This is a genomic window from Baekduia sp. (assembly GCF_035685985.1).
In the GTDB taxonomy this organism is placed as follows: Bacteria; Actinomycetota; Thermoleophilia; order Solirubrobacterales; family Solirubrobacteraceae; genus Baekduia.
On sequence record NZ_DASRZV010000015.1, the window covers coordinates 178,149 to 188,677 of the forward strand.

The following is a 10,529-nucleotide window of genomic DNA, read 5'->3' on the forward strand; positions in this document are numbered from 1 at the left end:
TTCCGCTCGCCATGGTGATCGCCGTCGGGTCGGACCACGCGGGTTACCACCTCAAGGAACACGTCAAGGACGTGCTCCGCGCGGCCGGGCACGAGGTCGTCGACGTGGGCACGCCGACGCCCGACTCGGTCGACTACCCGGCCTTCGCCGAGCAGGCCGCGCGCATGGTCGCCGGCGGGCAGGCCGAGCGCGCCGTGCTGGCGTGCGGCTCGGGCGTCGGCGTCGCGATCGTCGCCAACAAGGTCCCGGGCGTCCGCGCGGTCAACGCGCACGACCCGTCCGAGGTCGAGATGGCCCGCCGCCACAACGACGCCAACGCGGTCACGCTGAGCGGCGCCCGCCTGGCGCCCGCCGACGCCGACGCGATCGTCGAGCGCTTCCTGCGGACCGCCTTCGAGGGCGGCCGCCACGCCCGCCGCGTGTCGCAGATCGCGGAGCTGGACGGCAGCGCCGTTCAATCCGCGGCCGGCTGCTGATACCTTCGGTGGCGCAAAGTCGCGACTGGCGCCGAGGGAGGAATCGACCTCCGGGGAGCGACTTGAAGCCGTCGAACTGCCGCGCGCCTGGGCCCAAACCATCGGAACCCTCCAAAGGAGAGCCGCTGCCGTGTCTTCCGATCTGAGCCCTGACTTCTTCACCCAGTCGCTCGCCGAGCTCGATCCCGAGGTCGCCGACGCGATCGGCAAGGAGCTGCACCGCCAGCAGTCGACGCTGGAGATGATCGCCTCGGAGAACTTCGTCCCGCAGGCGGTCCTCGAGGCGCAGGGCAGCGTCCTCACCAACAAGTACGCCGAGGGCTACCCGGGCAAGCGCTACTACGGCGGCTGCGAGTTCGTCGACATCATCGAGCAGCTGGCGATCGACCGCGCCAAGGCGCTGTTCGGCGCCGAGCACGCCAACGTCCAGCCGCACGCGGGCGCCCAGGCCAACACGGCCGTCTACCACGCGCTGCTGACGCCGGGCGACACGATCATGGGGCTGTCGCTGCCCCACGGCGGCCACCTCAGCCACGGCATGAAGATCAACGTGTCGGGCCGGCTGTACGACATCGCGCCCTACGAGGTCGACCGCGAGACGTCGCTGATCGACATGGACGAGGTCGAGCGCATCGCCAAGGAGCGCAAGCCCAAGCTGCTGCTCGCCGGCTGGTCGGCCTACCCGCGCCGGCTGGACTTCGCGCGCTTCCGCGAGATCGCCGACGAGGTCGGCGCGCTGCTGATGGTCGACATGGCGCACTTCGCCGGCCTCGTGGCCGCCGGGGTCCACCCGAGCCCGGTGCCCTACGCCGACGTCGTGACGAGCACCGTGCACAAGACGCTCGGCGGCCCGCGCTCGGGCTTCATCCTCTGCAAGGAGGAGCACGCCAAGGCCATCAACTCGGCCGTGTTCCCCGGCCAGCAGGGCGGGCCGCTGGAGCACGTCATCGCCGCCAAGGCCACCGCCTTCAAGATCGCGGGCTCCGCGTCGTTCAAGGAGCGCCAGGAGCGCACGATCGCCGGCGCGCGGGCCGTCGCCTCCGCGCTGATGGGCGCCGGCCACGGCGTCAACGTCCTCACGGGCGGCACCGACGTGCACCTCGCGCTGGTCGACCTGCGCGAGTCCGAGATCGACGGCCAGCAGTCCGAGGACCGCCTGCACGACGTCGGGATCACGGTCAACCGCAACGCGGTGCCGTTCGACCCGCGTCCGCCGATGGTGACCTCCGGCCTGCGCGTCGGCACCAGCGCGCTGGCCACCCGCGGCCTCCAGGCCGACGACTTCGCCGAGGTCGGCGACATCATCGCCACCGCGCTCACGCCGGACTTCGAGGCCAAGCGCGACGAGCTGGCCGAGCGCGTCAGCGCGATCGCGGAGCGGTACCCGCTCTACGAGGCGCTGGGGCGGGCAGGCGCGGCCGCCTGAGCGCGGCGGTCGCCTGACGGGCGAGCCGGTCGAGCGTGAGCGCGATCGGGATCGTCAGCAGGAGCACCTCCACCAGCTCGACCGGGCCGATCGCGCCGACGACGTAGACGTAGAGCGTCCAGGAGATCGCGAGGCCGGCGAGCCAGCTGGCGGCGGCGAGCAGCAGACGGGACATGACCCGTCTCTGGTGCCCGCCGCGCCCGGGTCAGGAAACGTTCGCGGTGCCCGTACGCGCCAGGATCGCGGCCATCCGGCCGGCCTGGCGCGCGACGCCGTGCTCGGCGGCCGCGGCGCGGGCGGCCGGGTTCGGCGACGGCATCGCGGCCGCCCGCTGCAGCGCGGCCAGCAGGGCGGAGGGGTTGCGCGGGTCGACGAGGATCCCGGTGCCCGGCGCGACGAATTCCGGCGGGCCGCCCTCGCAGGTGGCGACCACCGTCCGCTCCATCGCCATCGCCTCCAGCGTCGCCAGCCCGAACGGCTCGTTCAGCGACGGCTGGCAGAGGACGTCGCAGGCCGCGTACCAGGACGGGACGTCGGCGTGGGGGACCCGGCCGACGACCGTCACGCCCCGGCGGCCCTCCAGGTCGCCGCGCAGCGGCCCGTCGCCGAGGAAGGCCAGCGACCCGCGCCCGAGCTGCGCGAACGCGTCGGCCAGGGCGATGACGTTCTTGCGGCCGATCAGCGAGCCGACGCACAGAAAGCGCGGGTGCTCGCCGTCCCACGCCGCGGGCGCCGTCGCGGGGTCGAACTGCTCCAGGTCGACGCCGAGGTCGCAGACCTCGCACTCCAGGCCCGGGTAGTGGGCCTCGAGCCGCGTGGCCAGCCAGCGCGAGTTGGCGATCACCGCCGCCGCGCCGCGCACGACCGGCCGCGTGGCGGCGCGCAGGGGCGCCCGGCGCAGGTTGGCGACGTCCTGGCCGTGGGCCATGACGACCAGCGGCACCCGCGCCGCGCGCGCCGCCGCCAGGCCCGCCGCGCCCGCGGGGAAGAGGAAGTGCGCGAAGACCACGTCGGGCCGGAACGCGCGCGCTTCGCGCACCGCGTCGGCCGTCAGCCGCGCGTACTTGGCCTTCCCGCCGCCGCGCTGCCCGATCGCCGCGACCTCCACCGCGTGGCCCTGGGCGACCAGCTCGCGGCGCAGCGGGAGCAGGAAGCTGCCGAGGTCGGGTTCGGCCGGCGTCGGCCACATCTGGGTCACGAGCAGGATGCGCACGGGTCGCTGAAGCCTCCCACGCCGACGCGCCGAATAACCTCCAGCGTCGATGACGGAGCTCGACGCGGTCTACGCCTTCGTCGCCGCGTTCGCGGTGGCGGTGGTCCTGACGCCGCTGACGGCGCGTTTCGCCCGGCGCGTGGGCGCGGTCGACCAGCCGAAGGCGCGCGGCCTGGGCCGGGAGTCGACGCCGCTGCTCGGCGGGCTGGCGATCTACGCCGGCGCGCTGGTCGCCGGGCTGCTGTTCATCGAGACGACCGCGCGCACGCACGACCGCTTCGTCGGGATCCTCGTCGGCGGCACGCTGATCACGATCGTCGGCGCGATCGACGACCGCTTCGACCTGCACCCGGCGATCAAACTGCTCGGCCAGATCGTCGCGGCGGTCATCCCGGTCAGCGCGGGCGTCGAGGTCGGCAACATCACGGCGCCGTTCATCGGCGCGGTCGACTTCGGCGGGGCCGCCGGGCCGATCACGGTCGTCGGCCTGGTGGCGATGATGAACGTCGTCAACTTCTCCGACGGCGTCGACGGCCTGGCCGCCGGGATCTGCGCGATCAGCGCGGTCGCCTTCGCGATCATCGCCTTCGACCTCGACCGCTCCCACGCCGCGATCCTCGCCGCCTGCACCGCGGGCGCGGCCGCCGGGTTCCTGGTGCACAACTTCCCGCCGGCGTCGATCTACATGGGCGACTGCGGCGCGAACCTGCTCGGCTTCCTGCTCGGCTGCGTCGCGGTCGAGGGCGCGGTCAAGACGCAGGCCGTGCTCGCGCTGGTCATCCCGCTGGTCGTCCTGGCCGTGCCGTTCCTGGACACCACGTTCGTGGTCCTCAAGCGCATGAAGTACAAGCGCAAGGTCTACGTCGCCGACGCCAACCACTTCCACCACCGCTTCAACCGCATCGGCTTCAGCGAGCGCAAGACGCTGATCTACCTGTACGCCTGGACGCTGCTGCTCGGCGCCTTCGCGGTCTCGCTGCGCTTCGTGCCCTACTCCGACAACCACGGCCACCTCAACGCGGGGTGGGCGGCGGTCGTCGCGGTCCTCGCGCTGGTCGTCGCGGCCGCGTCGGTCTACCTGGTGTACGTGCTGGAGATCCTCAAGCTGCGCCGCCTCAGCGCGATCCGCATCCGCCGCGTGCGCCCCGAGGCCCACGAGCACGAGGTCGACGCGGACGTCGAGCGCCAGATGGAAACGGGCGAGTTCGAGGCCGTCAACCGGGACTAGGCGCCATCTAGGCGCCGTAGACCGTCCCGCGGTAGATCCGCGCGATCGCCTCGATCATCTGCTCGTTGGGGACGGGCGCGTCCTGGACCAACTGCTGGTAGAAGCTCCGCTCGACCATCCAGGTCAGCGCGAAGGCGGTGGCGCGCGCGGCGTCGGAGTCCATGTGCGCCTCCTCCTCGATCCGCCGCGCGGTCGCGTCGACGAACCGCTGCAGCAGCCCGCGCCAGAACGTCGCGATGTCCTCCTCGTAGGTGGAGACCTCGACGATCGCCCGGATCAGCACGCCGTGCTCGCGGTACAGCGCGGCGATCCGCGTCAGCGCCTCGCGGATCTCCTGGTCGGGGTCGCCGTCGCCCGAGAACCAGATGTCGGCCTGCGCGTAGAGCAGCTCGGTCACGTCGCCGGCCAGCCGCATCAGCAGGTCGCGCTTGTCGCGGAAGTAGAAGTAGAACGCCGTGCGCGAGATGCCCGCGGCCTTCGCGATCCGCTCGACGTTGAGGTCGGCGTAGGACGAGCCGGAGGCCAGCAGCTCCTCGGTGGCGCGCAGGACGTCGGCCTGCACCTGGGCGCGCTTGGCCGTCGCCGGCCCCTCGCGGTGGGCGACGGGGGAGGTCGTGCGGGCTTCGTCGTCGGCGGCCATCTCGTTCCAACATACCCGGGCAGCGCTGACACCCTGTCAAGGATCGCTTGACACCCTGTCAAACGGGGTGTCAGAGTCGCGCGCATGGCCAACCTCCTCGAACTGACCTCCCAGGGCGACGTCGCGACCATCAGCGACGAGTCCAAGCTCTCCAAGGTCGTGCTCATGACGCCCCAGCAGCTCTACGAGCTGTGGGAGCGCCAGCCGTGGTCCAGCCACACGATCGACTTCGCCCGGGACCGCGAGGACTGGGCCGCGCTCTCCGACGAGGACAAGGACCACATCGTGTGGTTCCTGTCGTCGTTCTTCATCGGCGAGGAGCGCGTCGCGACCCAGTTCAACGGGCTGGTCGGCGCGTACGAGACCCAGAGCGAGGAGCACTTCCTGACGACCCAGCAGGTCGACGAGGCGCGCCACGCCCAGCACTTCAACAACTTCTACCGCGAGGTCATCGGCCACGACGGCACGTTCGAGGAGCGGCTCGCCCACGCCCGCGAGGACCTCAACGACGCGTTCAAGGTGCTGTTCGACGACGTCCTGGTCAGCGCGAACCAGCGGCTGCTCGCCGATCCCACCGACCTCGAGGCCAAGGTCGACTTCGTCACGACCTACCACATGGTCATCGAGGGGACGCTGGCGCTGACCGGCCAGGACACGCTCACGCGCGTCTTCGAGGAGCGCGGGATCCTCCCCGGCTTCCTGGAGGGCTTCCGCAAGATCTCCCAGGACGAGCACCGCCACGTCGCCTTCGGCACCTGGTTCCTGCAGCAGAAGGCGCGTCAGGACCCGGCGCTGGCCCGCCGCATCCAGCAGACGCTGGCCGAGCTGATCCCGATCGCGGCCGGCGTGCTCACGCCGCGCGGCTACGACGTCGGCGACGCCTACGAGATCCTCGGCGTCCGCTCCGACGAGGTCCACGGCTTCGCCTTCCAGGCGCTGACGCGGCGGCTGAAGGTCATCGGTGTCTCGCTGGCGCCGGACCCGGAGCCCGAGCCTTCCACCGTTTCGTAGGGCGGCAGGCCGTCCGCGTCAGGCGCTTGACGTCAAGGCGGGGGAGGCGGCGCCGACCTCTGGGTCATGCGTCGCCTCCTGCTGCCGCTGACCGCCCTGCTCGCGCTGCTCGCCCTGCTGGCGCCCGTCGCCGCGCACGCGGCCGTGAAGGTCGGGATCGCCGACAACAAGGCCGACATGTTCGGCGACCCGCGCTACCAGGCGCTGCACCTCGGCTACGCGCGCCTGGACCTGCGCTGGGACGTGCTGAGCGACCCGGTCGCGACCGCGGGGCTCGACGCGTGGATGAGGGGCGCCCAGGCGACCGGCGCCCGTCCGCTGATCACCTTCGACCGCTCGCCCCGGCGCCCGGCCTACAACCCGACGCCCGCGCAGCTGGCCGCGGCGCTGAAGGCGCTGCGGGCCCGCTACCCGTTCGTGAAGGACTTCTCGTCGTGGAACGAGGCCAACATGAACAAGAAGCCCGAGCTCGTCGCCGCGTGGTACCTGGCGCTGCGCCGGGCGTGCCCGTCCTGCGACGTCCTGGCCACCGACCTGCTCGACAAGGCCAACATGGTGTCCTGGGCGCGGCGCTTCGTGAAGGCGGCCAAGCGCACGCCGAAGGTCTGGGGCCTGCACAACTACGTCGACGCCAACACGCTGTCGACCAAGACCACCAAGAAGCTGCTGGCCTCGGTCGGCGGCAACGTCTGGCTGACCGAGACCGGCGGCATCGTCCGCCGCTCCAACGCGTCCGCGGTCGTCTTCCCGACCGGCGCCGCCCACGCGGCCAAGGTCACGAAGTTCATCTTCGACAAGCTCGTCAGGCTCTCGCCGCGGATCCAGCGCGTCTACCTCTACCACTGGGACACCGGCACCGAGGGCGGCCCGACGTGGGACTCCGGCTTCGTCGGCCCCGACGATCAGCCACGCCCGGCGCTCACGGTCCTTCAGCGGTACCTCGGTGTGAAGCCGGGCTAGAAGCTGCTTCAGGATCAGAAGGCGTGGCTCAGCGTGGCCGGATCGTGGATGCCGGGGGCGATGCGCGCGGTGAGGCGTGCTGGTGGCCCGGCGATCCGCGCGCATCGTCATCCGGCGCCGCGAGACGGTTCGCTGAGACCGGCTTCTTCCTGAAGCAGCTTCGAAAGTGGGGACAGCCGTACTTGCGCGACGTGCGGTCGACCGGTACGGTCTCCGGGACTTCTCCTACAGATAGGCGATCAAAGCCTACAAGTAGAGAGGAGGGGATCTCCATGCGAGTCACCCGACGCGACATCCTCCCCAAGATGCCCAAGGCGGTCTTCACGACCGCCCCGACGGTCCATGCCGTCGGCAACGGCTCTCAGGGCGGCCTCGTTCCGTCCACGCTCGCGCGCTAGGTCCCTCACCAGTTCGCGGGCGTCCATCGCCCAGCGGACTTCTTCTCCCGCCGGCCACGCAGCATCACGACCGGCGTCGCGGCAGCCCAACGGGCGGTGGCACCTTCACACCCATCCGAAGGAGCACCACCGTCATGCAGTTCCACCTCCACACCGACTACGCCAAGGCCGCCGCTCCGCGCATCGACGCGGCGACGCGCCACTTGGCCGAGCGGAGCCGAGCCGAACCTCCCCCGGGACCGGTACGGGCCTACGTGGCCCGAACGCTGGCCTCGTCGGCCGCCCGCGTCGACCGCGAGTCCGCCCGCCGGGCGCTCGCGTCGTAGTCCCCCGTAGTCCGCAACACCCCTCGACCCCTCGCTCCCTCCGCACCCCGTCCCGGCCGCGCCACCCTCGCGCGGCCGGGGCGGGTGCGAACCGTCGGACCGCTCCGATGGGTACCGTCACGTGTCGACATGGACGTGGGGAACCTCGAAGCGCAGACGCCGTTCACGACGCTGGACGGCTCGACCATCCGCGAGATCGCGGGGCCGCGGACGCTGCCGTCGCGCAACCAGAGCCTGGCGGAGGCCACCGTGCCCGCCGGCGGCTCGACGTTCGCGCACTACCACCGCGAGTCGGAGGAGCTGTACTTCTTCACCGCGGGTCGCGGCCGGCTGATGGTCGGCGGCGAGTGGACCGACGTCGGGCCCGGCGACTGCGCGGTCCTGCCGCCCGGCACCGAGCACAAGCTCGAGAACCCCAACGACGAGCCGCTGGTCCTGCTGTGCTGCTGCTCGCCGTCCTACGCGCACGAGGACACGGTCCTCACCGAGGGGCCCGACGCCGCGCCGTGACATCCGCGCGCCTGACCCGGCTCGTCGTCGCGTGCGTCGCGACGGCGGCCCTCATCGTCCCGGCGAGCGCGAGCGCGCTGGTCGTCGGCATCGCCGACCAGAAGCCGGACATGTTCTACAGCCCGCTGTTCGCGAGCCTGAACGTGCAGTACGCGCGCGTGTCGGTGTCCTGGGACGCGATGGAGCACCCGTGGGAGACCGCGGAGGTCGACGCGTGGATGGACGGCGCGCGCGCCGCGGGCGTGATGCCGCTGGTCGGCTTCGGCCACTCGCGCACCAACCGCCGCAAGCTGCCGACGCCGTCGCGGTTCAAGTACGACTTCCAGCAGTTCCGCAAGCGCTACCCGTGGGTGACGACGTTCGCCACCTGGAACGAGGCCAACCACTGCGGCGAGCCGACGTGCCATCGCCCCGAGCTGGTGTCCTCCTACTACCGCTCGCTGCGCCGCGCCTGCCCCAAGTGCACCATCTTGGGCGCCGAGCTGCTGGACATGCCCAACATGGCGAGCTGGGTCGACCAGTACCAGCGGCACCTGGGCAGGCGGAAGTCACCGCGCCCGCGCTACTGGGGCCTGCACAACTACCTCGACGCCAACCGCCTGCGCACGACCGGCACCAAGACGTTGTTGAAGCACACGACCGGCCAGGTCTGGTTCACCGAGACCGGCGGGATCGTCAAGCGCCGCCAGACCAAGAACACCGTGACGTTCCCGGAGTCCACCGCGCACGCGGCGACGGCGACGCGCTGGGTGTTCAACAAGCTCGTGCCGCTGAGCCGCCGGATCACCCGCGTCTACCTGTACCAGTGGAGCTCGGCCAAGGGCGAGAACTGGGACTCGGGCCTGGTCGACCTCAAGGGCAAGGGCCGTCCGGCCCTGACCGTCGTGCGCTCGCAGCTCAAGATCCTGCAGAAGCGGCGCGAGGCGGCGGCGCGGCGCCAGGCCGAGTCGCAGCCGTCGTCGCCGTCGCCGTCGCCGAGCGGCTCCGCGTCCTGACGACCACGCGCGCGCCGCGGTCCGGCGCGAGGACGATCGCCCGGCGGCGCGTGCGCTCCGGGCGGCCACCGGCGTCCGGGGCGCGGACGTCGAGCGCGTCGAGCACCGTGCGCAGGACGGTCCGCAGCTCCAGCTGGGCGAACGCGGCGCCGACGCACCGGCGGATGCCCCCGCCGAACGGCAGCCACGCGTAGGTCTCGGCCTTGCCGTCCAGGAAGCGCTCGGGCCGGAACGCGCGCGGCGCGTCGTAGAGGTCCTCGCGGCGGTGGATCAGGTAGATGCACGGCGCGATCCGCGTGCCCGCGGGCAGATCGTGGCCGCCGACGGCCACCGGCTCGGCGCCGCGGCGCACGGCCATCGGCAGCGGCGGCTCGAGGCGCAGCGTCTCGGTCGCGACCGCGTCGAGGTAGGCGTCGTCGTCGCGGGCGCGCTCCAGGGCGTCGGGCCGCGCGTGGACGAGCAGCGTGAACGCCCAGGCCAGCGCGGAGGCCGTCGTCTCGTGGCCGGCCAGCAGCAGCGTCATCAGCTCGTCGCGCAGCTCCTCGTCGGTCAGCGGCGCGCCGTCCTCGTCGCGGGCCTGCAGCAGCAAGGACAGGATGTCGGTCCGCGCGGCGAGGTTCGGATCGGCGCGGTGCTTGGCGATCTCCTCGTGCAGCAGCGCGTCGACGGCGGCGCGCGCGGCGAGGAAGCGGCGCCACGGCGAGCGCGGGCCGAGGTCGCGCCGCAGCGCGGGGAGCAGCAGCAGCGACGACCAGCCGCCGTCGGGCACCAGCTCGGGGATCAGCGCCTGCATGCGCGCGGCGCGCTCGTCGTCCTCGATGCCGAAGACGACGCGGACGATGATCGCCAGCGTGATCGCGCGCAGGTGCGGCTCCAGCGCGAACGGGCGGTCGCGCGGCCACGTCGCCAGCGACTCGAGCGTCAGCGCCGCCATGTCGTTCTCGTAGGTCTTGAGGCGCTCGCCGTGGAACGGCGGCAGCACGAGCCGGCGGCGGCGCAGGTGGCGCGGGCCGTCGAGCAGCAGCAGGGAGTCGGGCCCGACGACCGGCTCCAGCGGCCGGTTGCCCTCGCCGGCGCGCAGCACGTCCGGGTCGCCGGTGAAGACGTCCTTGACCAGCGCGGGGTCGGCGACGACGACGATCGGCCCGAGCGGCAGGTGCAGCGTGAAGACGTCGCCGCGCTCGCGCCGCCCGCGCTCCATCAGCGCCTCGGGACGGAAGATCCAGGCGGCGACCTGGCGGGCCGGGCCGACCGACGGCCCGGGCGGCAGCGTCGTGGGGGAGGCGTCGACGAGCATGCGCTCGGCGATCATCCCAGACACCCGTCCGTGTCACAGCCGGTGCCCC

Annotated in this window: 13 protein-coding genes and 1 riboswitch; of the genes, 9 read left to right on the top strand and 4 right to left on the bottom strand. The window is 72.3% G+C overall.

Annotated features, from left to right (window positions below):
• Nucleotides 1-11 precede the first annotated feature (11 nt).
• A complete protein-coding gene (rpiB, locus tag VFG42_RS07820) occupies nt 12-476 on the top strand; it encodes a ribose 5-phosphate isomerase B (RefSeq protein ID WP_324907022.1) in 465 nt (154 codons plus the stop codon).
• Nucleotides 477-487: 11 nt separating this feature from the next.
• Nucleotides 488-576, top strand: a riboswitch (ZMP/ZTP riboswitch).
• Between the two features lie 30 nt (nt 577-606).
• Nucleotides 607-1,902 carry a serine hydroxymethyltransferase gene (gene glyA / locus VFG42_RS07825; protein ID WP_324907024.1) on the top strand — a complete coding sequence of 432 codons (1,296 nt, stop codon included), beginning with the start codon at nt 607-609 and terminating at the stop codon, nt 1,900-1,902.
• On the opposite strand, the gene VFG42_RS07830 is transcribed toward glyA, so the two are convergent.
• Together VFG42_RS07830 and VFG42_RS07835 are read right to left on the bottom strand one after the other, a co-directional pair.
• Nucleotides 1,838-2,077 carry a hypothetical protein gene (locus tag VFG42_RS07830; RefSeq protein WP_324907026.1) on the bottom strand — a complete coding sequence of 80 codons (240 nt, stop codon included), beginning with the start codon at nt 2,075-2,077 and terminating at the stop codon, nt 1,838-1,840. The genes glyA and VFG42_RS07830 overlap by 65 nt on opposite strands.
• A gap of 30 nt (nt 2,078-2,107) precedes the next feature.
• On the bottom strand, nt 2,108-3,115 hold the full coding sequence (locus VFG42_RS07835) for a glycosyltransferase (RefSeq protein ID WP_324907028.1): 1,008 nt from the start codon (nt 3,113-3,115) through the stop codon (nt 2,108-2,110).
• 49 nt (nt 3,116-3,164) lie between these two features.
• Between VFG42_RS07835 and VFG42_RS07840 the strand changes: the two genes are divergently transcribed.
• Nucleotides 3,165-4,343: an MraY family glycosyltransferase gene (locus tag VFG42_RS07840; RefSeq protein ID WP_324907030.1), complete on the top strand. Its 1,179-nt coding sequence runs from the start codon at nt 3,165-3,167 to the stop codon at nt 4,341-4,343.
• 7 nt (nt 4,344-4,350) lie between these two features.
• Here the strand turns inward: VFG42_RS07840 and VFG42_RS07845 are convergent, their stop codons facing one another.
• A complete protein-coding gene (locus VFG42_RS07845; RefSeq protein ID WP_324907032.1) occupies nt 4,351-4,983 on the bottom strand; it encodes a helix-turn-helix domain-containing protein in 633 nt (210 codons plus the stop codon).
• A gap of 84 nt (nt 4,984-5,067) precedes the next feature.
• Here VFG42_RS07845 and VFG42_RS07850 point away from each other — a divergent pair, with 84 nt between their 5' ends.
• The 6 genes from VFG42_RS07850 (at nt 5,068) to VFG42_RS07875 (ending at nt 9,183) form a co-directional block, all read left to right on the top strand.
• Nucleotides 5,068-5,994, top strand: coding sequence for a ribonucleotide-diphosphate reductase subunit beta (locus VFG42_RS07850; protein ID WP_324907034.1), 927 nt, complete (start codon nt 5,068-5,070; stop codon nt 5,992-5,994).
• 66 nt (nt 5,995-6,060) lie between these two features.
• Nucleotides 6,061-6,954 (top strand): hypothetical protein, encoded by an 894-nt coding sequence (locus tag VFG42_RS07855; RefSeq protein WP_324907036.1) that lies wholly within the window; start codon nt 6,061-6,063, stop codon nt 6,952-6,954.
• A 272-nt stretch (nt 6,955-7,226) separates the two neighbouring features.
• Nucleotides 7,227-7,352, top strand: a complete 126-nt coding sequence (locus VFG42_RS07860) for a hypothetical protein (protein ID WP_324907038.1) — start codon at nt 7,227-7,229, stop codon at nt 7,350-7,352.
• A 134-nt stretch (nt 7,353-7,486) separates the two neighbouring features.
• The gene (locus VFG42_RS07865) at nt 7,487-7,678 is read left to right on the top strand and encodes a hypothetical protein (RefSeq protein ID WP_324907040.1); all 192 of its coding nucleotides are present in this window, start codon (nt 7,487-7,489) and stop codon (nt 7,676-7,678) included.
• Between the two features lie 129 nt (nt 7,679-7,807).
• A complete protein-coding gene (locus VFG42_RS07870) occupies nt 7,808-8,188 on the top strand; it encodes a cupin domain-containing protein (RefSeq protein WP_324907042.1) in 381 nt (126 codons plus the stop codon).
• On the top strand, nt 8,185-9,183 hold the full coding sequence (locus VFG42_RS07875) for a hypothetical protein (RefSeq protein WP_324907045.1): 999 nt from the start codon (nt 8,185-8,187) through the stop codon (nt 9,181-9,183). The genes VFG42_RS07870 and VFG42_RS07875 overlap by 4 nt, the downstream gene beginning before the upstream one ends.
• Here the strand turns inward: VFG42_RS07875 and VFG42_RS07880 are convergent.
• Complete coding sequence (locus tag VFG42_RS07880; RefSeq protein ID WP_324907047.1) at nt 9,086-10,495, bottom strand: cytochrome P450; 1,410 nt, start codon at nt 10,493-10,495, stop codon at nt 9,086-9,088. The genes VFG42_RS07875 and VFG42_RS07880 overlap by 98 nt on opposite strands.
• Nucleotides 10,496-10,529 lie beyond the last annotated feature (34 nt).